General features: G+C 68.5%; 22 protein-coding genes. 12 read left to right on the forward strand and 10 right to left on the reverse strand.

Going from position 1 to position 24082, the window contains the following annotated elements; all coding sequences use genetic code 11:
* Positions 1 to 50: 50 nt before the first annotated feature.
* Together EMA17_RS06825 and EMA17_RS06830 are read right to left on the reverse strand one after the other, a co-directional pair.
* Positions 51 to 410, reverse strand: coding sequence for a hypothetical protein (locus EMA17_RS06825; protein WP_126635983.1), 360 nt, complete (start codon positions 408 to 410; stop codon positions 51 to 53).
* Positions 411 to 601: 191 nt separating this feature from the next.
* Positions 602 to 1528 (reverse strand): RNA polymerase sigma-70 factor, encoded by a 927-nt coding sequence (locus EMA17_RS06830; protein ID WP_174861319.1) that lies wholly within the window; start codon positions 1526 to 1528, stop codon positions 602 to 604.
* A gap of 170 nt (positions 1529 to 1698) precedes the next feature.
* Between EMA17_RS06830 and EMA17_RS06835 the strand changes: the two genes are divergently transcribed.
* Entirely contained in the window at positions 1699 to 2613 is a 915-nt protein-coding gene (locus EMA17_RS06835) for an MBL fold metallo-hydrolase (RefSeq protein ID WP_126635985.1), read from the forward strand.
* Between the two features lie 143 nt (positions 2614 to 2756).
* On the opposite strand, the gene EMA17_RS51645 is transcribed toward EMA17_RS06835, so the two are convergent.
* Positions 2757 to 2921, reverse strand: a complete 165-nt coding sequence (locus tag EMA17_RS51645) for a hypothetical protein (RefSeq protein ID WP_160161332.1) — start codon at positions 2919 to 2921, stop codon at positions 2757 to 2759.
* 149 nt (positions 2922 to 3070) lie between these two features.
* On the opposite strand from EMA17_RS51645, the gene EMA17_RS06840 reads away from it, so the two are divergent.
* On the forward strand, positions 3071 to 5275 hold the full coding sequence (locus EMA17_RS06840; protein WP_126635986.1) for a hypothetical protein: 2205 nt from the start codon (positions 3071 to 3073) through the stop codon (positions 5273 to 5275).
* A gap of 341 nt (positions 5276 to 5616) precedes the next feature.
* Positions 5617 to 7365, forward strand: coding sequence for an HAL/PAL/TAL family ammonia-lyase (locus EMA17_RS06845; protein WP_218042679.1), 1749 nt, complete (start codon positions 5617 to 5619; stop codon positions 7363 to 7365).
* Positions 7366 to 7738: 373 nt separating this feature from the next.
* Here the strand turns inward: EMA17_RS06845 and EMA17_RS06850 are convergent, their stop codons facing one another.
* The 3 genes from EMA17_RS06850 to EMA17_RS06860 form a co-directional block, all read right to left on the reverse strand.
* Complete coding sequence (locus EMA17_RS06850) at positions 7739 to 8155, reverse strand: actin-binding ADF family protein (protein WP_126635987.1); 417 nt, start codon at positions 8153 to 8155, stop codon at positions 7739 to 7741.
* Positions 8156 to 8223: 68 nt separating this feature from the next.
* Entirely contained in the window at positions 8224 to 8751 is a 528-nt protein-coding gene (locus tag EMA17_RS06855; protein ID WP_126635988.1) for a GNAT family N-acetyltransferase, read from the reverse strand.
* A 57-nt stretch (positions 8752 to 8808) separates the two neighbouring features.
* Complete coding sequence (locus EMA17_RS06860) at positions 8809 to 9018, reverse strand: hypothetical protein (RefSeq protein ID WP_126635989.1); 210 nt, start codon at positions 9016 to 9018, stop codon at positions 8809 to 8811.
* Between the two features lie 139 nt (positions 9019 to 9157).
* On the opposite strand from EMA17_RS06860, the gene EMA17_RS06865 reads away from it, so the two are divergent.
* Positions 9158 to 10654, forward strand: a complete 1497-nt coding sequence (locus EMA17_RS06865; protein ID WP_126635990.1) for a DUF11 domain-containing protein — start codon at positions 9158 to 9160, stop codon at positions 10652 to 10654.
* A gap of 264 nt (positions 10655 to 10918) precedes the next feature.
* Here the strand turns inward: EMA17_RS06865 and EMA17_RS06870 are convergent, their stop codons facing one another.
* The gene (locus EMA17_RS06870; protein WP_126635991.1) at positions 10919 to 11452 is read right to left on the reverse strand and encodes a hypothetical protein; all 534 of its coding nucleotides are present in this window, start codon (positions 11450 to 11452) and stop codon (positions 10919 to 10921) included.
* Between the two features lie 153 nt (positions 11453 to 11605).
* On the opposite strand from EMA17_RS06870, the gene EMA17_RS06875 reads away from it, so the two are divergent.
* The 3 genes from EMA17_RS06875 (at position 11606) to EMA17_RS06885 (ending at position 14151) form a co-directional block, all read left to right on the forward strand.
* Positions 11606 to 12007, forward strand: coding sequence for a DNA cytosine methyltransferase (locus EMA17_RS06875; protein WP_126635992.1), 402 nt, complete (start codon positions 11606 to 11608; stop codon positions 12005 to 12007).
* A gap of 187 nt (positions 12008 to 12194) precedes the next feature.
* Entirely contained in the window at positions 12195 to 13337 is a 1143-nt protein-coding gene (locus EMA17_RS06880) for a DnaB-like helicase N-terminal domain-containing protein (protein ID WP_160161333.1), read from the forward strand.
* Between the two features lie 319 nt (positions 13338 to 13656).
* Positions 13657 to 14151: a DUF6461 domain-containing protein gene (locus EMA17_RS06885; protein WP_246126493.1), complete on the forward strand. Its 495-nt coding sequence runs from the start codon at positions 13657 to 13659 to the stop codon at positions 14149 to 14151.
* A 48-nt stretch (positions 14152 to 14199) separates the two neighbouring features.
* Here the strand turns inward: EMA17_RS06885 and EMA17_RS53835 are convergent, their stop codons facing one another.
* Entirely contained in the window at positions 14200 to 16521 is a 2322-nt protein-coding gene (locus EMA17_RS53835; RefSeq protein ID WP_126635995.1) for a hypothetical protein, read from the reverse strand.
* A gap of 2211 nt (positions 16522 to 18732) precedes the next feature.
* On the opposite strand from EMA17_RS53835, the gene EMA17_RS06895 reads away from it, so the two are divergent.
* The 5 genes from EMA17_RS06895 (at position 18733) to EMA17_RS06915 (ending at position 22572) form a co-directional block, all read left to right on the forward strand.
* Positions 18733 to 19365, forward strand: a complete 633-nt coding sequence (locus EMA17_RS06895; RefSeq protein ID WP_246126494.1) for a helix-turn-helix domain-containing protein — start codon at positions 18733 to 18735, stop codon at positions 19363 to 19365.
* A 293-nt stretch (positions 19366 to 19658) separates the two neighbouring features.
* The gene (locus tag EMA17_RS06900; RefSeq protein WP_126635996.1) at positions 19659 to 19877 is read left to right on the forward strand and encodes a helix-turn-helix transcriptional regulator; all 219 of its coding nucleotides are present in this window, start codon (positions 19659 to 19661) and stop codon (positions 19875 to 19877) included.
* A gap of 23 nt (positions 19878 to 19900) precedes the next feature.
* Positions 19901 to 21106, forward strand: a complete 1206-nt coding sequence (locus EMA17_RS06905; RefSeq protein ID WP_307721527.1) for a tyrosine-type recombinase/integrase — start codon at positions 19901 to 19903, stop codon at positions 21104 to 21106.
* 411 nt (positions 21107 to 21517) lie between these two features.
* Positions 21518 to 22018, forward strand: a complete 501-nt coding sequence (locus tag EMA17_RS06910; protein WP_126635998.1) for a GntR family transcriptional regulator — start codon at positions 21518 to 21520, stop codon at positions 22016 to 22018.
* Positions 22018 to 22572 carry an HD domain-containing protein gene (locus EMA17_RS06915; protein ID WP_126635999.1) on the forward strand — a complete coding sequence of 185 codons (555 nt, stop codon included), beginning with the start codon at positions 22018 to 22020 and terminating at the stop codon, positions 22570 to 22572. The genes EMA17_RS06910 and EMA17_RS06915 overlap by 1 nt, the downstream gene beginning before the upstream one ends.
* A 2-nt stretch (positions 22573 to 22574) precedes the next feature.
* Here EMA17_RS06915 and EMA17_RS06920 read toward each other — a convergent pair whose 3' ends face one another.
* Positions 22575 to 23045, reverse strand: coding sequence for an NUDIX hydrolase (locus EMA17_RS06920; protein ID WP_126636000.1), 471 nt, complete (start codon positions 23043 to 23045; stop codon positions 22575 to 22577).
* On the reverse strand, positions 23045 to 23803 hold the full coding sequence (locus tag EMA17_RS06925) for a helix-turn-helix domain-containing protein (protein WP_126636001.1): 759 nt from the start codon (positions 23801 to 23803) through the stop codon (positions 23045 to 23047). The genes EMA17_RS06920 and EMA17_RS06925 overlap by 1 nt, the downstream gene beginning before the upstream one ends.
* Between the last annotated feature and the right edge of the window lie 279 nt (positions 23804 to 24082).

The following is a 24082-nucleotide window of genomic DNA, read 5'->3' on the forward strand; positions in this document are numbered from 1 at the left end:
ACCCTCTTCGGGCGCGGTGCGGCCACGATCGGGCCGGCGCCGCCGACGAGTCAGGAATCGGCGTCGGCGTCGCCCGGGTCGTCGTCGGCTTCGTCCGGGGCGGCGTTCATGAGTTCCAGGTCCGGCGGCGCCAGAGTGGTGGACTCGACCAATCCCGTGAGCAGGTTGTGCAACAGGGTGTTGTCGCTGGGCACACTTTCCGAATCCCGGTCGTGCAGCAGGGGATACGGGAACGCGGCCCGATCGAGTCGGCCGTCGGGGGAGTCCGGGAGCCCGGGACGGTCGAAGCGCAGACTCACCTGGATGTCGTCGGTTGTGCTCCGCCAGTCGCAGGCCCAGCCACCGAACGGGGGATCCGGGTTCTTGGCGTCGATCCCGGGAACGACACCGAATGCCTTGGCATCGAGCATGGCGCAGGCGTCCCGATACAGGAGGGAGGGCTTCGGCGGTTGCGGTGAACGCCTGGCGAGTTCGCCGCGTTCGTGAGTCTGGGTCTGCTACGGGCTCGCCGAGCCGCCCGGCGGCGGCGTTTTTCCGCTCTCGTGTCCTCGAGAAGTCCGGACGTCCGCACGACCCGGCCGGTCGGTGTGGCGAAGGGTGTTCAACCGCGCAGCGATGCCAGGTAGGGCGCCAGCTTGGCCGTGTTCATCAGCCACATGATCCGGTCGATCCCCTCGGCGGACACATCGACGGAAAGGAGGGCCACGGCGTCCCCGCCAAAGGAGACGACCACGGCGGGACGACCGTTGGCCTCGACCCACCGCACCTCCGATCCGGGCCAGAACCGGGGGGCGAAGGCCACGAGGTACCTGGAGACGTGCGGGCGTCCGACGACCGGGATCCTGGACGCGCCGCGCAGCCCTCCGCCGTCGCTGTAGCTGACGACATCCGCGGCGAGCACGTTCTCCAGCGCCGCCAGATCACCCTTCTGCGCGGCGGCGAGGAACACCTCCAGGAGCCGGCGGTGATCCGTCGCGCCGACGCGTTCCCTGCGCTCGGCGGCCAGGTGTTTGCGCCCGCGGCTCACCAGTTGACGGGTGTTCGCCTCGCTCGTCTCCAGGATTCCCGCGATCTGCGCGTAGGGGTAGTCGAAGGCTTCGCGCAGGACGTAGGCGGCACGCTCCATCGGGTTCAGCCGCTCCAGCAGGAAGAGCACCGCCAGTTCGACGGCTTCGGCTCGTTCGGCGCCCACCTGCGGATCCGCGCTGGTGTCGACCGGCTCGGGAAGCCACGGGCCGACGTAGGACTCCCGCCGCACTCTGGCGGACCGGGCCAGGTTGATGGCCAGACGGGCGGTGACCGTGGTCAGGAACGCCGTCGGGTCGAGGACGTGCGCGCGGTCCGCGTTCTGCCAGCGCAGCCACGCCTCCTGGACGATGTCCTCCGCCTCCACGGCGCTTCCGAGCACCCGGTACGCGACACCGAAGAGCCTCGGACGCACCGCGAGGAAGTCCCTCGCCGCCCGATCGAGAGAATCGGCGTCGGGCCCAGCGTGCACGGTTGCCCCCTTCGACTTCGGCGCCGCCATGCTACAAGCCACCTCACCGGCGAGGGGCCGGCCGTGGTGACGAACTGCGCGGCCGACCGCCTGTGACTGTCACAAACCACGGAGCCGTCCGGTCCTAGGGGATGACCGGACGTCGTCCCCCATGGCGCCGTCGGTGTCTTCGGTTCACACGTTCGATGAGGAGAAACACCATGAGCCAGGTCCACCTCGCACACGCCCACGCACCGGGGCACGACGAACCGGTTCCGTCGCGCTACGCGCTGAGGATCGGCGACATCGACGTGGTCGTGATCAGCGACGGCGTGCTGCCGATCACCACCACGACGCTGGCCACCAACGCCGCCGAGGAGGAACTGGCGGCCTGGCTCGGCGACATGTTCCTGCCGCCGGAGGTGTGCAACTGGCCGCTGAACGTCGCCGTGGTGCGCAGCGGTGACCGGACCGTCCTCGTCGACGCGGGACTGGGGACGGAGTTCCCGGGCTTCCCGCGGGCCGGACGGCTGGCCGCGCGACTGGACGCCGCCGGGATCGATCCCGCGTCCGTGACCGACGTGGTGCTCACCCACCTGCACATGGACCACATCGGCGGACTGCTCGTCGAGGGGCTGAGGGGCCGGTTGCGTCGGGACCTGCGCGTCCATCTGGCGGCCGCCGAGGCCGAGTTCTGGGACGCGCCCGACTTCTCCCACACCGTCATGCCGACACCGGTTCCGGACGTGCTGCGCAGGACCGCCGCGCGGTTCCTGGACGTGTACCGCGGCCTGTTGCGGCCGTTCGAGACGGAGTACGAGGTCGCGCCGGGAGTGGTGATGCAGCGCACCGGCGGGCACACCCCCGGCCACAGCGTCGTCCGCCTGGAGTCCGGCGGCGATCGGCTGACGTTCGCCGGCGACGCCGTGTTCCAGACCGGGTTCGACAGGCCCGACTGGCACAACGGCTTCGACCACGACCCCGAGGAGGCCGCCCGCGTCCGGGTCCGCCTCCTGACGGAGCTCGCGCGGAACGGCGGGCAACTCCTCGCCACCCACCTGCCGTTCCCGTCCGCCTGCCACGTGGCGGCCGTCGGCGACACCTTCCGTTTCGTACCGACCGTCTGGGAGTACTGACCGCACCTCGGCCGGCACCCGAAGCCGTCGAACGTGTGCGCACGCGGTGCCGTGCGAACGACCCGCGCGCCGCCCGAGCGAGGGCGCGGCGTACGTCGGGCCCGGGTGCGACCCGGGCTCGACGACGGCCGGCCGGGCTTCCCTCATGCCCCGCGCAGGGACGTCCAGGCCACGCTCGCGGTGCCGGCCAGGGAGATCAGCGTGAGCGCGAATGCCGGGGACACGTACAGGTTCAGTCGCAGGTGTCGGCCGACGGTGAGGTCGAGTCCGCGACGCGGGGTGGAGCGGTCGGTGGTGGGCTTGGTCATCGGGTCCTCCGGCTCGGATTGTTGCGATTCGGCGAAGTCCCCGGTGGGGGCGCCGTGATTCCACGATGCCCCTGCGCGGGACGGCCCTTCACGGGTTGGATGTTGTCCGGGGACAACGTCGGGTTGTCCGGCACAACCGGGGGTGTCGCGTGGGGCGACGGCACGACGACCGGGGGCGGGGAGGCAGGCCGTACGCGCCACCGCCGCGGGGACAGCGGCAGGAAGCCAACGAACTGGCGGCGCTGATGCGCGGATGGCTCAGGGAACCCGGGCCCGGCAGGGCCCCGCTGAGCGGGGCCGATCTCCGCGGCCGGCTGGTTCCGGAGCACTTCGCGGACCGGAAGGTCCCCAGCCGCAACGCGGTCTACACCCTCCTCAAGGGGCAGGGCCTGACCTGGGAGTTCGTCGAGGCCGTCGTCGACGTATGCTCCGACGACCACACCACCGGGCGGCGACGCCTGGACGAGGCCAGGGTGTGGTGGGACCGACTCCACGCCGAGCCGGCCGCACCGGGCCCGGCCCGGGACACCACCGAGGTCGTCCACCTGCAACGACGGGTGATCGCCGCCCAGGACGAGATCGCCCTGCTCCACCGGGCGCTGGGGGAGAGCGAACGAGCCCGCGACCGCATGACGCAGGTCGCCCGCTTCCTGCGGATCGTCGTCCACCAGGCCACCCTGCGCATGGCCGACCTCACCCGCGAGCGCGACGCCCTGCTGACCCGCGACGGCGACGGCGGCCCCGAACTCGCCCGCCTGCAACGCCGCCTGCACGAGACCGAGGCCGGGCGCGCCGAGGCCCGGGCCCAACGCGAACGCGCCGAACGCGACCGCGACGCCGCCCAGGACATCGCCGACCGCCTCGCCCACCAACTCGCCACCCTGCGCCTGGAGGTCGAACGCCTGCGCCGCCGGGGCGAGGCGCCGGCCCGGCCCGAACACGACCCGGCACCCGAGGGCGACACGTCGCCGGTCGAGTGGCGGCCGGACCCCGTCGACGACTTCGTCGAGGACGCCCGCGCCGTCCTCGACCGCACCCGCGCCCTCATCGAGGACGGCGAGAACACCCTCCGCGCCACCCGCGAACACCTGCACGATCCGGCCGGGGAAGAGTCCGACCCCACCGTCGTCGCCGGCGAGGTCGTCGACGAGATGTTGTCCGGGACAACCCCGAACAACCCCGCCACCAGCCCCGGGACCGACATCGTCCGCAGCGCCGACCACCACGGCCCGGCCATTCCGGATCTGCGCACGGATCCCCGGAGGTTCGCCGCCTACCTGAAACACCTGCGCCGTACCGGCCGGGATGCCGTCGCCGATCGGGTCATCGTGGTGGTCGCCGAACCGGTGTCCGAGCTCGAAGCCCCGGTCGGCGAGTACGTGCTGCGAGTCCTGGGCAAGTCCCGCCCCGCCGACGCCGCCGTCCTCGGCCTGCTCGCCGAGGCGGCCGGTGGTACACCGCCTCCCGCGGCGCTCCTGCGGCGCGCCGCCCGCAAGGCGACGGACCGGGAACTGCCGAACCTGCTGGGCGCGAGCGAGCGACCCCCGCGCCGGGCGGCCAAGACCGAGATCCTGAGAGCGATCGCTCGGCGCCCACCCGCGCGGGTGCCTCCGTACAGCCGCCTCACGAGCACCTTCCTGGTCGCCCTGCTCGTGGCGGGAGGGGCCCTGAGGACCGTCCCCGACGACGCCTCGGGCGGGGGTGACGCCGGCCTGATCCTCCTCGGCGTGACCGCCTTCCTCGCCGGCTGGGCGTGCCTGTCGATCATGCTGGTGGGCCTCGTCCGCGTCGCCGTCCTGCGTGTCGCGCGCCTTCCGACCTGGGTCGGAGCGTGTCGGACCCTCCACGACGCGGGCCGCGCGGACGACGTGCGCGCGATCCTGCGCGCCATGCCCAAACGACGGCACGCGGATGTCAGACGAGCACTCGCCGGCGGACCGCTTGCTCCGTACCGGCACCTCGTCGCTCCCCGGGCACCACGAGGGCTCGGCCCGCCGCGACTGTGGCTCGGGCCGCAGCCCCCTTACGGGGAGGAGGGATCCTTCCGGCTCCTCGCACCCACGCTCGTCCTCGTACCCGTCCTCTTCGCGGCGCGATCGGCCGATTGGATCGTCGCGCTCGTCTTCGCCGCGGGCACCGCTTCGCTCACGTTCCTCCTCCTCGCCGCACGCCCGCGACCGGACCGTACCTGGTGGTACGGATTCGCCCGACAAAACCCTGCCCGGCAAAACCCCGCCCGGCGAAACCCTGCCCGACAAAACCCCGCCGGCCACGACCCGACCCGGCTCCGACAACCCGCCCGCACACCCGATCCGGACACCGGTCCCGCCGGAACACCGCCGCAGCCTCCCTGACCCGAGCGCAAGGAATCCGGCCTCCCTTCGTCCTGCCGATGGCAAGACCGCCGACGGTCGGCCGATCGGCCCCGGCGGCGGATCCCCCTGGTACCCGCGGCGGGGTCTTCGCGCCGCATTCTCGTGCGATCGGCGTCGGCTCGCAGCGGCTCGCCGCGTGAACGCCGGCGTTCGGGGGCAATGCGGACGTCGGCCTTCAGCGTGCGGCGCGTGTGGCCGACGGCATAAGCATGAAAATCACTTCAGGCTGCGCCGGCGCCACCAGGGTGCCCATCCGGGCCTCGGCGGCACGACCCTTCCGGCGTCGACTTCGCCGGCTTCCCGCACCACGGGTGGCCCGCGTGGCCGTGGCCGTGGCGGGTGTACTCGTCCTGGTGTCGGGCTCGGCCGCCTCCGTCGGGCCGGCTTCGCGGGCTCCGGCCCACGCGCGCCTGGTGCCGGCGGGCGGGGATCCCTCCGGCGAAGGGCACCGCGACGTCGAGGGGCGCGCCGGCGGGGCCGTGGAGCTGGACGGCGCGCACCTGACGATGGCGCAGATGTCGGCGGTGTTCCGCGGCACGTCCGGCCCGATCACGCTCGCCGACAGCGCCGCCGCGGGCATGACCCGGATCCGCGGGGGCGCGCTGGCGGCGCTGGGCGAAGGGCAGCGCGTCTACGGCTGGAACCAGGCCCTGGGCCCGCTCAAGAACAACGCGCTCACCGACGCCGAGCAGGTCGAGTTCCAAAAGCACATCCTGCGCTCGCACGCGGCCGGTACCGGTCCGGAACTCTCCACCGGCGTCGCGCGCCTGGCCCTGGTCCTGCGCGCCAACGCGATGGCCCGAGGGCACATGGGGGTGCGCCCCGAGATGGTCCGGCGCATGCTCGCGCTGGTCAACGCCAAGGTGACGCCCGTCATGCCCGCGATCGGCTCGCTCGGCACCGGCGACCTCCAGCCCATGGCCGCCGCCGGACTCGTGCTCACGGGCGACGGCGCCACCGCTCGGCTGGACGGTGGGGAACCCGGCCCCGCCGGGGACGTGCTCGCCCGCGCGGGGTTGTCCAGGACGTTCGAGTTGCAGGCGGGCGAAGCGCTGCCGCTGATCAGCGGCAGCGGTGTGCTGACCGCGCGCTACGTCGGCTCCGTGCTTCGCTCCGAGGCCTTCCTCGACCAATTCGAGGGCGCCTTCGCCCTGTTCATGGAGGCCACCCGCGCCGAGGCCGGCTCTCTGGACGCCCGGACCCACGCCGAACGCCGCATCCCCGCCGAGGAGTACGAGGCCGGCGTGCTGAGTACCTTGACCGAGGGCAGCGAGTGGATGACCGAGCAGGGCCGCGCCCGGTACGGGGAAACGGCGCCGCGCATCCAGGACGCGGTCTCCGTGCGCTCCACGCCGCACATCGCCGGCACGCTGCGGCAGACCCTCGGCGAGGCCGTCGCGATCATCGAGCGCGAGGCCAATTCCTCGACGTCCAATCCACTCGTGTTCGAACGCTCCGACGGCACCCACGAGTTCGTGATGGGGGGCAACTACGACGACGCCCAGATCGGGCACGCCGTCGACACCCTCAACGCGCAGGTCACCGATGTCGCCGTACTCAGCCACGAGTTGTCGGCGCGCCTGATCGCCTCGAAATGGAGCTACGGCCTGCCCGACAACCTCGCGGGCCCACCGGTCGGCCTCAACTCCGGCATGGTGCAGGTGCAGACGGTCGCGGCGGCGCTCGTGCCCGAGATGCAGGTGCGGGCCATGCCCGCCGGAGTCCTGTCCCGCCCCGAGAAGTTCGGGCAGGAGGACCACAACACGATGGCCATGGCATCGGAGCGCAACCTCGACGACAACCTCGAACGCGCCGAGATCATCCTGGCCGTGCACTTCCTCCTGGCCGCACAGGGCATCGACTCGGCCCGTCCGCAGATGGGGAACCTGGCCCTGGGCAAGCGCACCGCCGAACTCCACGCCCGCTTCCGGCAACACGTCCCCGAGCTGGGTGAAGACCGGTGGATGACGCCGGACGTGGACAAAGCCGTCGCCCTCGTCACCCACGAACACCTGCGCACCACCCCGCCGCCGGCGACCCCGCCCCAATCCGTACCACACCCACGCTGACGCACCGCGCCACACGCCCGCAGCCCGATTCGAGCCGCCCCACGGGGTCGCGCCGTGTCGTCCTCGTTCGGCGGCCCGTCGTCAGGGGCGGCCGACGGCCATTCCGTGGCCTGCCCCGTGCGTGCCGAACCGGTGCGCGCTTCGGCAGGGCGCCACGGAGTGCGTCCTCCCGGGGGCATGCGCGCGTTGCCATCCCGCGTGGCCGCCGCCGTGCGGCGGCCACGCGGGCGGCGGGGTTCAAGTCGCGGCCGAGACGAGTGTCCGTCTTCCCGGCCCTGAGCCCCGCGCGCGACCTCGGTCGGCGGGGGGACGCGAGTTTCCGGCGGGAGCGTCGAACGCCACTTCCCCGAGCCGGAGTCGGGCGTTCCCCGGGTCAGTTGCCGCGGTTCGCCTTGTCGAGGACGGATTCGTAGGCGACCTCGCTGTATTCGGTGCCCTGGATTTCGACCGCGATGCCCACCAGCGAGCGTCGCAGGGCGTCCTTGGAGGAGGCGAAGAGCATCTTCTGCTTGATCTTGGCCGTGTCCGGTGCCCACGAGACGAACGTGAGCCTGTTCCGCTTGCCGGCCCCCTCCTTCTCGAACTCGAAGTCGTAGACGGCCCAGCGGCATTCCGTCTCCGGAAGGTCGGCGATGAAGTCGTCGTAGTCCTGGGAGGTGGAGGTCTTCTCGACGACGATCTCCGTGTTGTCCTTGTTGAGGTTGAAGACGACGTACCTGTAAGTCTTCTTGAGCTTCAGGGCCTGGTACTCCTGGAGGCACTGGTCGTTGACCCCGACACCTGATGCCATGACGTTCTCCGCTCACGAAGGATTGCACTGGGCATCCGAATGCTAACGGAACGTCAGGAGTGTGGTGCTCACATCGGGCGCGAGTGCAGGCGAACCGGCCCCTCGGGCCACCGGGCGTCCTCCCGCAGCAGCGGGAACCACATCGTCCGCAGCGGCATCACCGCCGGGCCGTCGGGCTGCTCCACCTCCACGTCGCCCACCACGTCCCGCCAGCCGAGCCGACCGTAGAGGCGGGCAACGTCGGGCCGGCAGAACAGGATCGCGAAGTCGAGCCCCCACCCCCGAGCGTGTTCCATCGTGCCGCTCACCACTTGCCGGGCGAGCCCACGACCGCGCCGATCCTCGACCACGCCGACGCCCCCGAGACCCACCACGCGCATCCGGCCGTCGCCGACCGACAGCGGCAACACGACCAGGCCCGCGTGGGCGACGAGGCGACCGTCGACCCTGATCCCGAAGTGGTGATCCTTGAGCCGCCAGACCAGGCCCCACTCGGCGACGCGGGACGGGTCGGCGGTGTCCCCGAAGATGTCCCGGTTGTCGTAGGTCTCCAGACGGACCACGGCCGGTGCCGACGAGTAGCGGTGCCCGGTCATCGAACGATGGTGACATGGGCCGGGCCCGGCCGCCGGCTTCCGTGCACGGGCGGCCGGTCAGTGGCCGTGGGTCGGGGTGTGGGTGTCGGGGTGGACGGTGGGTTGTTCGGGGAGGGGGGTGGGGGCCGGTTCGGGGTGGTGTTCGGTCGGGACGTGGCCGGCGTGGACCTCCATGGGGCCCGCCATGTAGGCCAGGAGGGCGGCGGAGACGATGAACGCCATGTGGATGATCTCCTCGGCTCGGGGACCCGGCGCCGCGCGATTCATCCTTTTTTCGTTCTGAATGGCCGGATTTCGCGGTTTCCGACGGGCGTCGACGCCCATAATCTCGGGATGTTCGCGAATACGGAAAGTCGATGGTTCGTGACCCTCGGTTCCATGTTGTATCCGGCTTGGGAGGAGACCGATGGCGCAACAACACGCGCAGTTCCCGATCGTCGAATCGTTCACCGAGGACATCCCGACCAATCCGCACTGGCAACTACTGGGCAGCGCGACGCTCAACGGCAGTCTGGAGCTGACGCCCAACGCGCAGGCCAAGGCCGGCACGGCGTTCCTCGACCAGCCGTTCTCCTCGACTCTCGGCGTCACCATCGACTTCGACTACTCGTGCGAGGGAGGAGGCGGGAGCGGCTTCGGAGACGGCTTCAGCGTCTACCTGATCGACGGCGCGCACACCACCGCCCCCGGCGGCCGGGGCGGCGCGCTCGGCTACTCGACCACGAAATCGGGTTCGACCATCGTGGCCGACGGGGTCACCGCCGGTTATGTGGGCATCGGATTCGACAATTTCGGCAACTTCTCCGCTCCGGCGGCCGGTCCCGACGGCCCGGGCCCGCAGCCGAACACGGTCGGTGTCCGCGGCTCCGGCAACCTGAAGCAGGGGTTCCACTGGCTTGTCGGGGAGCAGGTGGAGGGCGGCTTCCGGGGTGGATGGGAGAAGGGCGCCCACATCCAGGTGTCCGTGATCGCCGGCCGGCTGACCGTGCGGGTCGCGGATCGGGCGAACCCGAACGGCACCCTGGTGATCGGCGACTTCGACCTCGTCGATGCCCCCGGCCAGGTGCCGGTGCCCGACACGTTCAAGCTGGGCTTCGCGGCGGGCACCGGCGGCGCCATCGCGGCGCACCGGATCCGGGATCTCGTCGTGGCGCTGCCGGTGAACATGCCGTTGGAGATGAGCGGTCCGCTGACCGCCGAGTCGGGCGATCGCATCGCCTACGACATCGGTGTGCAGAACCTGGGTCCCAACGACGCGCCGGACGCCGTCGTGGAGGCCGAGTTCCCGCCGGAGTTGACCGACGTGGAGTTGTCCGCGCGAGGGGAGAACGGCGCGTTCTGCGGGACCGGTTCGGTGCGCGACGGCCTGCGGCTGCCGATCGACCTGCCCGTGGGCGGCAAGGCGATGATCGGCCTGACCGGCGCCATCGCGGGGGATTTCCAGGGCCGGCTGACGACCTCGAGCCGGATCACCTCGCCGACCCGCGCCAACACGGCCGAGCAGTACTCCGATTCGGTCGACACCGAGGTCGAACCGCCTCGGGTCGGCATCGAGTACGAGCAACTGCCGGGATTCGGGCAGACCTACCCGGAGGACGCGAAGGGATGGGTGATCCCGTACGACCTCACCCTCGTCGCGAACGAGGACCGGGTGCTCCGGTGGGAGGTCTTCTTCGAGATCCCGCCCGGCGTCGGCCGGATCAACCCGATCCAGCAGTACTGGTTCACGGTGACCGAGGACGGCGGTGAAGGATCGGTGATCCTCACCTCCCCCGACTCGGGACACACCATCGAACCCGGTGATCCGCTCACCTTCCGCGTGCAGGTGCTCTACAAGTCCCAGTTCGACGCCGGCGACGGCGTATTGCGCAACGTGCGGGCCACCGAGGTGACCCGGCCGTAGCCGCGCCTCCCGGGTTCCGGGCCCAGAGCGGGTGTTCGGCGGGGTGTCGTATCCCGCCGGACACCCGGCACCACGACGAACCCGCGGCGGTCCGTGAGCGCTTCGACTTCGCGCGGCCCGGGCCGATGACGGGCGGGTCGCCCTGCCGGGGTTTCGGAGCCGACGTTCGGCGAGCGGCCGTCCCGAACGCCGAGGGGCGCACCGGTACGCCGCTCGATCCGGACGCGATGCGCGGCGGCCCGGTGCGTCGGTTCCATCCGGAAACTAACCGGGGGGTCGGCTCGGGTCGTGTGTTCGTGTGCCGGTTCGCGCGTCCAGGTGATCCAGAAGCAGCGATCGCAGGTCCGGAGTCAGGGCGATGACGTCCTCGCTCGTCGGGACCAACGTCAACCCGCCTCCCTTGGGAAGGCCGCGGTGAGATGCCGCGTCGACCCTGCGGGCCTCGAACAGACGCCCGTCCGGAGACAGCACGAGGGTGTGTTCGCCGCAGCCGCTCTCCGCTGCGAGCGTCGCCAGTTCCCAGCCCTTGCCGACCGCCTCGAAAACCCGCACCGACTCCGTCCTGCGGCCGAACAGGCCGGCCTTCTGCTCGCGGGTGTCGACGTGCAGGAACAGTGATACGAGCTTGCGTTCGGGCAGTTGCCCGGCAAGGTCGGTCAGGAAGGCGGCGAGCTCGGCGGTCGTGCGAACTCCACGGCGCGCGTCGATGCCCCAGAGTCCGAGGCGCTCCCGTTCTTCCGCGACCCTGGTCTGTTCGATCTCGTGCTCCCGCCTTCGAGCGTCCTCGACCGGCCCCATCCGTCCTCCCCGCGTCTTCAGTCCCGGGCACGTTAGTCCGCGAGGGGCCGCCGTGACTCACGAATGGCGAAGAACCGTCGCGTGTGAGGGGACGGAGCAAGTCGAGCACCGGCCGGTCGGTGGGTGGCCGGCGCGTTCCCCGATCGGACCGGCATGCGCGGCGACGAGTTCGGCGTCGACCGCCCCTCGTGGGCGCTGACCGGAACCGCGCGAAGCTGGGTCCTGCGCAGCAACTCCCAAGCGCGCGCGGCGATCCGGCGCCTCGACGAACCGGCACCCACCCTGTTCTTCGGGCATCGCGCGAACGAATCCCGATGGGAGGCGACCGGCGAGGCATCCCACCGGACGGCGTCGATTACACCGCGCGATCCCGAACTGCGACTGACCACCGCCCAGGCCGCTGTTCTCCAGACGTTCCCCGCCGACTACCCCTGGCAGGGTGGGCGCTCACGGCAATTCGAGCAGATCGGCAACGCCGTTCCACCGTCGCTGGCCAGACAACTCCTCGCCCCGCATGTGCCCACGGTGCACGCAGATCTGGATCTCGCCGCGTAACCCCGCCCCGGCTATGAGCGATATCCCGCCCCCGCCCTGTCCGACCGCATCCACAGATGCCCCCGCCCTCCGCAGACCACTTCCGCTTCGCCGCCCTCGCTGATCGATTCCGACACGCCGCGCATCATCCTCGATGCCTCGACTCTCGGAGCCCGCAGCCGAACCGGCCAGGACAGGAGAGAACGTCGTGTACCCCCATCTCCACGCCGAACAGGCCCTGTTGGGCGCCCTCCTCCTCGAACCCGCCCGCATCGAGGACGTGCGCGAACACCTGCTGCCCGACCACCTCTATCGAGCCGCACACGGTGCCCTCTACCGAGCCCTGCTGGGACCTCTCCCCGACGCCCACAACGCCGAGACCACCGTGGCGGCGCGGGTGATGGCCCTGGTCCAAGCCGCTGGCAAGCACGCCGCAGGGATCACGCCCGCCTACGCCCACACCCTGATGGCCGCCTGTCCCCACCCACGCAACGCGCGCCTGTACGCGCGCATGATCGTCGAAGCCGCCGATCACCGAGCCGTCGCCCGTCATGCCATCCGCCTCGGGCAAGTCGCTGCGGCCGACACCGACCGCGACGGGATCGCCGACACCCTCACTCACCATCGGGCGCTCCACGCCGCACTCGACGACCTCGCCCGCCGCTGGGGAGAGCCCCACTCCGCCCCTGCGCCGGGACCCGCCCGGACGGCGCCGCCCGAACCGCCGTGCCCACGCGACCTGATCGAGGAACATGCACTGGTGACCACGCTGATGGCAGACGCCCGCCCTCTGGGCGAGATCGCGCGTTGGCTCGGACCGGGGGACTTCGCCGACCGCGCGCACGCGGCGCTGTACCGATGCGTCGCCGCCCTCGTTCACCGGGGCGACGTGGTCGATTCGCTCACCGTCCTGTGGGAGGCGCAACGCCGAGGGCACCTCGCCGACGGCAGCCTCGTCCCCGAACTCGTCCTGCGCATCGGCGCATCCGGAGTACCGGGCAGCACCGAGTACTGGGCCAAGCGCGTCCTGCGCGCGGCAGTCCTGCGCACCGCGACCGCCGGCTCCCACGCCGTGCGCGGCCTCGCCGACGACCGGACCCTGCCGATCCTTCGACTCGTCTCCTCCGCACGCGAAGTCCTCGCTCCGCTGGACGCGATCCACAACCGATGGAACACCGCCACCCGACCACCCTCTGTCGGCATGCCGGCCGGAGGGAGCCCGGCACCGGCATTTCTGACCAGGACAGCCGCACGCTCACGCACCACCACGACCACATCCCCACCCCCGCCCGGACCGGTACCGGGCGGGCCGACCACAGCGACTACCTCGGCGGCCAGGAGGCGCCTGTGATCGACCCCCTGCTTCGACTCGTACCTGTGCGACCCGCTTCACATCGCCCGAGTTGTCGACCGGATCCCCTCGTGTCGTCACGTCGTGGAGGGCGCCGTGGACATCCGTCGTGCGCGCCACCGAACCCGGTGCGTCGGGATTGTAGAATTCGCGGGTCTGGAAATTTACGATTGGCCGACCGAAGTTTCCGCCGAAATCGGGGGGAATCGGCCGTTATGTGCTGCTCCGTTTCGGCGGCCGTGGAGAGAGCGGGTGACGCGTCTTGTCCTCTCGGGACTCGGAGAGCTTACAGTCTTTATTCGGCGAGGAAGCATGTGTCATGTTCTGTGACTCACTTCCCCCCACGGACGTCCTTCGCGTGTTCGATAGTGGAACGGGACAGCCGCTGCTCATGTCCTACGAGCAGTCTCTCGATGCGGCTCTCTACAGCGACACGAATATTCTGAGGGCCGGTGTCTGCGGCGGGTGGACTTTCTGCCAGGAGTCCTTCGGGTGTACCGGGCTCGCGGGCGACTATCTGAGTCGCCTTTCCGAGTCGGGTCAGGCACTCCTGTTTTTTTGGAATCTCGAGGCGATGACCTGGTTCGCCTACGCCTGCCGAGGGCGGGTGGAGGCTTCCTTTGAACCGAGAATGCAAGGGGCGATGGTCTCGTCGGCCGACACCCCGTTCATGCGACGTATTCGAGCATTGAGCGCCGACCGGGACACCGGCGGACTCAACGATCTCTATCTGGCGGCGCGGGAAATACTTTCCCTGGATCCGAAGAAATCCGACGTCGAGGGGGATCTGCCGGCTCTTCGGATTGCGAGATGACGTCCACCGTGGGGAGGGTGGTTTTCTCCCCACGGTGGACGACGTGCACTATCGCATGGACGTCATGGCGTGAAGTCTTTCGGGAGAAACTTGACCGTCGGGGCCGAGGACGCTTTCCAGTGGAACGGAGTCGCGCGCTATCTCGAGTTGTTCCCGCAGGGTCTTGTTGATCCATTCCGCAGGAGTGATCTGCCGGTAATCCGCTCGGCACAGACCTGTGGTCGCCGCGACCGCGTCTATCTGCCCGCCCGGGGTGTACGTGTACTTACCGAGGCAGCCGCCCTGGAAGGCTTGGAAGGTGTAGAGGTTGCCGATCGGAAGGCCGGGATCGGCGGCGTGGTCCTTGGTCGGGAACCCCATCCAGGAGTTCGGCCCCGTATAGGCTCGCCAGGATGCGATGACGAAGTGGGTCCCGGACGAGGGGCCCCACAGAAACCTCAGGAGCAGATAGGCCTTTCCTTGCTGGTCGATGCCGGCCGTGTATTGCTCGATTCCTCCGCTGCCTCCGGTGCCGCCGGCGTCGCCGACGGGATAGCCGCTGGCCCGCTCGGCGCCGAACGTCAACCATTTGTCCCGAAGCGCGGAACGTATGTATCCGATGCCTACTTTCGGGTGCCAATAGATGGAGTCGTCGTCCGCGGCGGCGGTCGGCTTTCGGAAGTGGTTGAACCGCCCCTGGCCGTCCGGGGTTCCCGATTCATCGGTGCTGGGATATCCGACGTTCGTTTCCCAGCCGAGGGCCGCCCACTTGTCGCGGATGGCTCCCCCTATCTGATGCGCGCCGGTGACGTTCGTCCAGTAGATCGAGTTTCCTCCCTTCGAGAAATGAGCGAAACGCCCACGCCCGTCCGGGGTTGCGGCTTCGTCCGCGGTTGGATAACCGAGTGCCTTCTCCCTGTCGAGAGCCACGTATTTATCACGCACCGCACCCGACAGGACGTGCGCCCCGGTGGCGGAACTCCAGTAGACGGAGCCATTGGAAAAATCGTTGTACCTGCCGGCCCCACCGTCCTGCTGGGCGGTGTCGTTGAGCGGATATCCGAGGCCGTTCACGCCCCCAAGGGCGAGCCATTTGTCTCGGATCGCCCCGTCGATGTAATGGGCACCTGAGGTGGGGCTCCAATATATCGAGCCGGTGATCTCGGAGTGACCGCTCAGGCGTAGGTCGACATATTTTCCGATGCCATCCGGAGCCTCCTTCTGACCGGTCGGGAATCCGATCTTCGTGACACCGGGGCCGTCGAGTGCCGTACGCAAGGGTCCGCATACGGCGAGGGTGCTGCGTGTGCCCGCCGCGTTTCGGCGAGGCGTGGCCACGGGCACGGGCTCCCAGTAGCTGCCGCAGTCCGACCATCCCGGGGGCGCCGCGTTCAGCCAGTATTTGTCACCGCGCAGGAACCGTTCGCGCGAGATGAAGGCACTGCCGGTCTGTCGGCCCACGGCACTGTTCTGCGAATTCGGGATGGTGCCGCGCACGCAGGGGACGTCGTCCTTCCATATGCCGAGCCCGATGAGTTTGACGCCGGTGTAATCGCCGGCGGCGTTCTTGGTGGCGACCATGAGGTTGCACTCCCGACCGTCGACGATCTTCTGGAGCGCCGGATACCCTCCGCCTCCCGCGCTCTGGTAGGCCGAGGCGAAAGGGAACTCGTCACAACTGGGTTGATCCGTGGAGCCTGCCGGAAAGGTGACGCTGGGGTCTTTCACCAGGGAGCCGCAGACGATCGCCCGGTTCTTGCCGTTCCACGTCTGCTGGTCCGCCGGTTGGGTCGCGGATTGGTAGGAAAGAGGTTCTCTGCTCCATTCCAAAGGGCGGCCCATGTCGTTCGCGAGCCTGAGGCCGGGCGGGCTCCACATCGACATGTGATAATAGTTGATCATGGCTGCGGCGGACCCGTACTGGTTGACATCGGATATGTCCACGGTGGGGTAATACGTCGGGAATGTGCAGCCGGCTCGACTGGTGACGACCGTGTCGCACCTCGGGCTGTCGTTGGTCGAGTACACCACGGGGTCGTGGGCCGTTGGCGCCGACGTATGTGCCTCGATGGTCCATTGGATTTTCAGATCCGATTGCGTCACCCCCGGCGGAGGCGCCCACGTGATGTCATTGTGGAACTCCAGATGCATCCCGTTGCCGGCGGTGAGGATCGGCGACGGCGCCACGACGCATGGTGAGCAATCCGCCTTGACCTCTACTGTCAGCGTGCCGAGCGCGGCGTCGACCTTGACGAAGTCCAGACGCGTCTCGTTGTAGATCTTGTCACTGCTCTTCGCCAGTAGGATGCCGTGGCTGAGGAATGCCGTGGCGGTGCCCACCACCTTTCCTGTCTCGACATCGTAGGTGACCAGTTCGAAATCTCCGAGCACACACCAGGAGAAACGCTCGAAGTGGTCATCCTTGTTGTCGAACGGGGGAGTGCAGGTACCGTAATCCGGGTTGGTGTTCCCGGGGGGCGGTGTGAAGGGCAGTGTGGGCGGTATCGCGACGTTCTGCGATGTGGTGGATCTCGCCGAACGATACGTACAGGTGAAGGTCGGATTTCCTTGAACGCGCGCCCTGCTGCGGAGTTGCGCAGAGTTGGGACATCCGTCTCCGACGATGCCGCGAGACGTGCGCGCGGGCCCGTCGTTCCGCGAAGGGTCGTTCTGGGACGCCGGCACGGGGATCGTCGTTCGTGATTGCTCGGGCGGCGGAGTAGGCGATACCGGACCGCCGGACTCCTCTGGCGTTCCTGTCGGAGGTGCCGGAATTTCGGCTGCGTGGACGGGCGCCGGGGTGCCGGGGAACGCAGATGCCGTGCGAAGACTTCCGGAAGGCCGGGATGCGGAGCTCGGTTGGGCCGCTAAAAGAGTAACGATGGTCAACAGGGAAAGGAGTAATCCAATTCCTCTGTACCGATATTTTCCCGTGTTCGACACTGGGCTCGCCTTCGATTCTGCATGAAGCAACCGGTTGGCTGCATCAGGCAAGGTATCGAGCCCAAGATGGGGTCCCAAGCCCACTTCGCGCCGATGTCGGGATCGTTCCGGCCGGCAGAACCACCTTGCGCATTACCTGGATATCAGGATATTTATTCTCATTCCGCAATAATTGGTGTCCTCGTGAGATGGCAGAAGCATTGGTCCGCCCGTCACGACGGAGTTGTCGCCCGCCGCTCACCGGGTTGTGCTCGTCGAGTGGGGGCACGAGTGAGAAAAGCGCCGCCCCAATGCCACGAGGACGTGCCTCGCGGCCACGCACCGCTCGTGTCGTCGACAACGCTCGATCACGCGGTACGTCGTGACCTTCGCTCGCCACGTCTGCTTCGGATCGCGCGTCCGATCCACGGGTCGCCCGCGGACGGCTACGATCGCACGTTGGCCGACCTGGCCCTGCCGGGGACGGTGGACGAGCAGGGCCAGCCCACGCCGCCGGCTGCCGAAGCCGACCGGAAGATCGATCCGATCGCGCAGTCGGCACCTCCGGGTGATGGTGTGCGCCTGTATGTGCCCGGCGCCGCACCTGGTGTCGACACGCCAACTCGGCCGGGTCGTCGAAATACTCACTGGTACTGTCGCTCCCCCGCGAGATTTTCTGCGTGTACGGCGACACCGGACACGCCAAGACTGTCGCCGCCGACCAGGCGCTGCGTCTGGTTGTCGAGGCGGGTGCCGGTTCAGCGAGCACAGGTGGCGGTCAAACCTGCGCTGCCCCGTTTGCGCGCCGCGCTTGCTTACCGCGTTCGGCCTGCCGGCCACCCACCTGACGAACCGCACGGATGCGGCCAGCTGCGTGCTCGTCGACGCACTGAACGTATCGCCGCTCCCGAACAGGACCACCTGCGCCTCTTGGCGGACGCCCCCACGACCCACACCAACCTGGTGCTGTGCGGCGCCGGCGTGGAACGCACCCTCGCCCGGGCCCCCGCGCCGGCGTCACGCGTGCTGCCCCGGCAACACAGCTGTCCCGCCTGGACGTGCGTCCCAAGTTCCCACCGTGCTGCGCTTGTTCCATCCCCCGTGGGGCTCCGCCTCGGACGCCGATCTGCTTCATGTGGACCACACGCGCGTGAAAGGGACCTTCCTTACCCGGGCGAAGATGTGGGCCCACCTGTACGCGGCCCGTCACCGTGGACGCGGCAGGAACGTGGGCCGTGTCCTGTCGGCTCGGGCCTTGCTCCCGCCTGGGCCTGCTCCCGTGACGGCGCACTCCGCCGGGTACCGTCGGCCGCGATCGAAGACGAAGCATGGACCCGAACGGCACCCGCCCACCCTTGCGCCAGCCGGTCGGCGAGGTCCGGTCCGGTCCCGCCGCCTCGCCAGGCCAGGGCTCGACGCCGTTCGGTGGCGAGGTGTCGGGCTCCGACGAGGCAGGCCATGTCGATTGATCCGCTGATGCCCAGGGTCGGATTGGTGGTACCTGGAGTTGACGGTAGACAGACGAGGAACTCCTCACCTGCCGTCGGTGCCAATTACTGTCTGTGTCGTCAGGGAGCAACTTTCGCGCCTGGTCTGACCATCGATGCTATCTGGGCTAGATAGGTCTCTTCATGAGACATAATCATGGTGTATTGTTCGATCATGTTGCAAAATGAACGGGTGCTGAACCTGGTGGAGGTTGTTGCCGGTGAAGTGCGGCGCCATCGCAAGGCGCGGAAGATGAGTGCGCAGCAGCTCGCGGACGCGTGCACCGCGTTGGGCGTGGAGATGCAGCGTGGGGTGTTGGCGAATCTGGAGATCGGGCGGCGCGAGTCGCTGGACGTGACGGAACTGGTTGCCCTGGCGCAGGCGTTGGGGGTGCCGGCGATCAGTCTCTTGTTCCCTGTGGGTGACGTGGCCACGGTTTCGCCGACTCCCGGTGTCGTCGTCGACACGTGGGACGCGCTTGCGGCCTTCACCGGTGAGACGGCGCTGTCCGAGTTGCCGCCGTCGGATTCGCCGCGTGCGCGGCTCGAGGCCTTTCGGCGGCACGCGGTCGCGGTCGAGGCGGCGTTGGCGTCCGAGCGACTGGCGCGGGACCGGCGTCGGCTGGCCACGGTCAATCTCGATCCGGCCGAGCACGAGCGGTTGGGGCAGGTTGCGGCGCAGTACGAGCGGTTGGCGTTCGAGGACACGCTGGCGTTGCGCGATCTGCGGGTGCGAATGCGCGATCTGGGGCTGGAGCCGCCCGTGCTTCCCGCGAGGCTTGCTCATGTAGACGACGGCATCGCGCCGGAAGCGTCCGGCGCCTGAAGGACCCGACGTGCCGACGCCGTTGCGGCGATCCGCAGAAGGCGGCCGGCTCCGTGCGACGCCGGCCTCCTGAAGCGGCGCGCGCAAGTACGTCCTGAACAGCCCACGCGGCGCGCGAAGTTCGCGTCGGAGGACGACGTGGGCGGTTGGTCTAATCGATGAGCGAGCGCAGGCCGCTTCGGAAACATGCATCGATAACTGGCCGATGCAAGGAACGACATGTAAGGACAGGGGTGGTGTTGGTGCGTCATCTGCATCGGACGCGGGTTCGGCCGGAGAGTGCGGAGCGGGACATGGCCGGGGTGGGGATGTTGGAGGGCGGCTGGTACTCCACCGAGGAGGTTGCCGAGCTGCTGGGGGTGGATCCGTCGACGTTGCGGCGGTGGCGGACCGGGAAGCCGGTGCAGGGGCCGCCGTTCGTGCCGTTGTCGGCGCGGACGACGGTGTACAGCGTGGCGGATGTGGAGGCGTGGCTTGCGGGTCGTCGGGTGGACCCGCAGCTGGCTGCCTGATGCCACCGCCGCGAATACCGGCCGTGGGCCTCAATCTGTCGGCGGATATCGAGTTTCGTGAGGGGCGGCCGACGCCGTTCCGGGCGCGGTTGCGGTGGGTCGATCCGGCGGGGCGGGGACGGCTGTCGGTCTCGGAGGCGCACGACACGCAGGAGGAGGCGGAGGCGTGGCTCGAGCGGCTGAGGAAGTTGGCCGCAGCGGGTGTGGATCCTGTGATGGCCGTGATGCCGTTGGGCGAATACGGCGACCTGGTCATGGACATGGCCATGCGGGGGCTTGAGCGTAAGACGAGCGACCCGTATCTGGCGGGGTGGCGGATGCGGGTCAAGCCGTGGTTGGGGCATCTGCCCGTGCACACGGTTACATACGGTGCGGTGGACCGGGCGGTGTACGGGTGGATCGAGGACGGGGCGGGGCTGTCGACCGTCAAGAACACGATTGCGATTCTCGTGCGGGTGATGCAACAGGCCCAGCGGGACGGGCTGATCGAGACGAATCCCGCTCGGGTCACCGGGTGGCAGCACTCGTACCGCACGGCCGAGGACGAGCTCGACAATTCCCGTGCGCTCGCCTTGAGGGACTGGGCCGCGCTCGACGGCCTGGCCGACGCTCTCGTTGCCCGCTCGCACGGGGGCTACAGGGGGTGGGGAGACGTGGTGCGGTTCGCCGGCTGCACCGCGGCCCGCATCGGTGAGGTGTCCGGGGTACGGATCAAGGACGTCGACACCACGACGTGGATGTGGAACTTGTGCCGTCAGACGACGACGTCCCCGGGCGGGCTGGTGGACAAGGGCACCAAGGGCAAACGAAGACGCTGGGTACCGATCATCCCGCAGGTGCGCCCGCTCGTGCTCCACCGGATCGCGCTCGCCGGCTCCGATCCCGACCCGATGACACGGTTGTTCACCGGGCCGCGCGGCGGGCGGATCACCACGGCGATCCTGCGTGATGCGACCCACTGGGACGAGGTAGTCGCCGCGCAGGGTTACGAGTTCCTGCTGCGGCACGGATTGCGGCATACCGGGCTGACGTGGATGGCCGACGCAGGCGTCCCCGTACACGTTCTCCGAAAGATCGCCGGGCACGGATCGCTCTCGACGACGCAGCGATATCTGCACCCGGAACTGCGGTTGGTGACCAGCGCGTCGGAGGCGCTTCAGGTGCATTTGAACCCTGGCTGGTCCCCAAATGGTCCCCAGGAGGTTTCCGGGGCCTCTTCCAACCGGTAAGTGGTCTAAACCTGCAAGAGGCGCTGACCTGGGCTTTTGCCCAGGTCAGCGCCTCTTGAACACCGTCGGGACGACAGGATTTGAACCTGCGACCCCTTGACCCCCAGTCAACTCGGGACGTGATGCCCCCACGACTTACGAGCCGCCGGACCTGCCGAAACAGTCCCGAGAGGTACGTGGACGTCCGGCAACGTACGCCCCCGTTGTCACGCAGTTGGACACGCAGACAAGGCTGCGTTCCGCAGGTCGCAGGGGTGTTCCCGGAGCAAGGCAGCACACCCACTTGGCACATTCTTACGCCGAAATTTGTGCACTATTTTTGGCATCGGAGCCAAAATTTGGGCACCGTGGGTAGCGGCTGGGCGTTGAGACCCCGCCGGGGTCACAAGAAGCCGAACGAGGGGAGAGCTGGTGAGCGGCGCTAGTCCGCGCGGTACGTACCTCACCATCGCCGATGCGCTGCGGCACGAGCTGGATGCTCCGTCCGCAACGCGGGCGGTACTGTCCGAGTCCGGCGTCCAAGCGCGCTTCGGTGTGTCCCGGACGACCGCACGGCGGGCTCTCGGCACTCTTGCCGAAGAGGGGCTGATCGAGCCGCGTAAGGGCATTGGGTGGCAACCCCGGCAAGCGGAGGGCCAAGCGTCCGAACCACTCCACGAACGCATCCTCGCCGACCTCGCCCACGCGGTTCGGCAAGGGGAACTTGCCGTAGGCGACGCCATCCGCAGTGAAGCCGAGTTGGCCGGCACCTTCGGGGTTTCGCGCGGCAAGGTGCGCCAAGCCTTGGCCTACTTGGAAGGTATGGGCGTGGTAACTGCCGTTCCTGGCAAGGCTCGACAGCTGTCCGCCGACCCGAAGCCCGCGCGCGAGGCGGATAGCGCAGCTCTCGATAGCACTCGTAGCGTCGAATGATGGAACTGACGGATTGGGCGTACGAGCTTGCCGGGAACGTCCTGTCGGACGCCTTGCCCCGGCGCTGGGAGCACTCCAAGGGGGTTGCCGCCTGCGCCCAAAGGCTTGGGCCCATGCTCGGTGGGGACGCGGAACTGCTGTATGCCGCTGCCGTCCTGCACGACATCGGCTATGCCCCTGATCTGGTGGAGACGGGTTTTCACCCGCTGGATGGTGCACGCTTCCTTCGGGATCGAGCGAGTGCGGACACTCGGGTGATCAATCTTGTGGCTCACCATTCCTGTGCCTTGCTTGAGGCTGAGGAACGGGGCCTGCGCGCCGAGTTGGCTGGTGAGTTCCCAATCGAGCGCGATGACTTGGTGGACGCTCTCATCTACTGCGACATGACGACGACACCGGATGGGGTGACAACGACCCCTCCCGAGCGTGTAGCCGAAATCGTTGGGCGGTACGGTCCCGACAGCCTCATCGGCCGATTCATCAGGCGTGCCGAGCCGGAGATCTACGCAGCGGCTGCCCGGGTCGACCGGCGGCTCGCGGAATACCGGTCGTAGCCTTACCCGATGTACGGCTTAGGCAGGTGGGCGAGCCCGTGCGTGATGCGGAGCCGGATCGACTCGTGGATGTTGAGCGTGTCGAGATTGGACGGGTCCACCCAGCGCACCGCCTTGGACTCGTTGCTCGTCCGCAGCGTTCCGCCAACCGGGCGGGCCCGGAAGCACAGCGAGAACTGCTGGCGCACCTCGCCGTCGTCGTAGGCCATGACATGTCGTGGATCCGTGTACGTTCCCACCAGGTCGAGCACTTCAACGTCGATGCCGGTTTCCTCGCGAACTTCTCGCACGACTGTTTCGGCGATGGACTCCCCGATGTCGTGCCCACCTCCGGGGATGGCCCAGAGATCGTTGTCCGTGCGATGAATCATCAGCAGGCGTCCGCGAGCGTCCACCACGATCGCTGTCACGGAAGGCACTACCGAGTTCGCCGCCGGGGCGTCGGGATCGTGGAAGTAGTCGATGCGGGCCATCAGTGATCTCCGAAGTCGGTAGGGCTGGACAAGGGGCGAGCCTCAGACCACACCCGATCGATGCTCTCGGCGTAGGTCGCGAACATCGTCCCTTGGGGCAGGCGGCGAATGTGCAGTACAGGTGCGAGGTAGGCGCCCACACCGTGTACGTGGGTATTGACGAGCAGTTCATTGTCCGCGCGATAGATCGAGTTGTAGAGCACCGTGCCGTGCACGCGGAACTCGACTCTGGGCAGTCCGAACAGCTTGGTGTAGTTCACCAACGCGTTTCGGATTTTGCTCGCCATGGCGTCGCCGATGCCTTCATCTGCCCCTCGCTGCGCGACCGACTCGCTGTTCGGATCGCCGAGTAGGAATCGCACCCGGGCGCCGGCCTGCGCTTTCTCTCGGACGATCCGCAGGAAAAGAGGATCCTCCGAGAGCCAGAACCCGGCGTACACCAGCACGTCGATGTTCTCGATTGCTCGGCTGTAGAGGTCAGTCCACGCGCTGTTGGGGACGACGGAGCGGTGGGGGTAGAGGGACACCAGCTCTGCTTGACCGACTTCTGTAGTCGCTTGCGGGCTCTGCTCGTCCGCCCACAGGTACGAGACGTCGCGTCCGAGAACGGAGGCCAGGGCGTACCGGTTGCGGCGATGCGGTGGGCGTCCCGCAACCCACTTCTCGATCGTCTTGGGGTCCACCCCCACCCTCGCGGCGATGGTTGCCAGGTTCAGGTCACTGCTGAGAATGGCCGCCCGCAGGCGCTCGTTCGACACGTCCAACCCCCTTGGCGTTTCGGAACGTTGTCGACAGTAGAGGCAGACGTCCCAACGTGGCTACAAGGCGGGGTGATCACGACCCGGTCTCATGCGTCAACGTTGAGTCATCGACGGAGACGTCGAAAGAAAATCCCGAACGGACTTGACGAAGGTACGCCGCAGCGCCAATCTGAGATACATGTTCAACATGTATCGCATGTTGAACGACCCCGTAAGGGGTGGGCGGATCCTTGCTGTCTCATGCCGGCGGGGCGATGCACAACGTACGAAACAGGA

The sequence above is a fragment of the Embleya hyalina genome (genome assembly GCF_003967355.1).
In the GTDB taxonomy this organism is placed as follows: Bacteria; Actinomycetota; Actinomycetes; order Streptomycetales; family Streptomycetaceae; genus Embleya; species Embleya hyalina.

Coding starts and splice junctions, on each gene's coding strand:
- EMA17_RS06825 (WP_126635983.1), bottom strand. CDS start 410: ATGCTCGATGCCAAGGCATTCGGTGTCGTTCCCGGGATCGACGCCAAG.
- EMA17_RS06865 (WP_126635990.1), top strand. CDS start 9,158: ATGGCGCAACAACACGCGCAGTTCCCGATCGTCGAATCGTTCACCGAG.
- EMA17_RS06830 (WP_174861319.1), bottom strand. CDS start 1,528: ATGGCGGCGCCGAAGTCGAAGGGGGCAACCGTGCACGCTGGGCCCGAC.
- EMA17_RS06855 (WP_126635988.1), bottom strand. CDS start 8,751: ATGACCGGGCACCGCTACTCGTCGGCACCGGCCGTGGTCCGTCTGGAG.
- EMA17_RS06870 (WP_126635991.1), bottom strand. CDS start 11,452: ATGGGGCCGGTCGAGGACGCTCGAAGGCGGGAGCACGAGATCGAACAG.
- EMA17_RS06860 (WP_126635989.1), bottom strand. CDS start 9,018: ATGAATCGCGCGGCGCCGGGTCCCCGAGCCGAGGAGATCATCCACATG.
- EMA17_RS06875 (WP_126635992.1), top strand. CDS start 11,606: ATGCGCGGCGACGAGTTCGGCGTCGACCGCCCCTCGTGGGCGCTGACC.
- EMA17_RS51645 (WP_160161332.1), bottom strand. CDS start 2,921: ATGACCAAGCCCACCACCGACCGCTCCACCCCGCGTCGCGGACTCGAC.
- EMA17_RS06900 (WP_126635996.1), top strand. CDS start 19,659: ATGGCCGGGGTGGGGATGTTGGAGGGCGGCTGGTACTCCACCGAGGAG.
- EMA17_RS06885 (WP_246126493.1), top strand. CDS start 13,657: ATGTTCTGTGACTCACTTCCCCCCACGGACGTCCTTCGCGTGTTCGAT.
- EMA17_RS06835 (WP_126635985.1), top strand. CDS start 1,699: ATGAGCCAGGTCCACCTCGCACACGCCCACGCACCGGGGCACGACGAA.
- EMA17_RS06915 (WP_126635999.1), top strand. CDS start 22,018: ATGGAACTGACGGATTGGGCGTACGAGCTTGCCGGGAACGTCCTGTCG.
- EMA17_RS06850 (WP_126635987.1), bottom strand. CDS start 8,155: ATGGCATCAGGTGTCGGGGTCAACGACCAGTGCCTCCAGGAGTACCAG.
- EMA17_RS06920 (WP_126636000.1), bottom strand. CDS start 23,045: ATGGCCCGCATCGACTACTTCCACGATCCCGACGCCCCGGCGGCGAAC.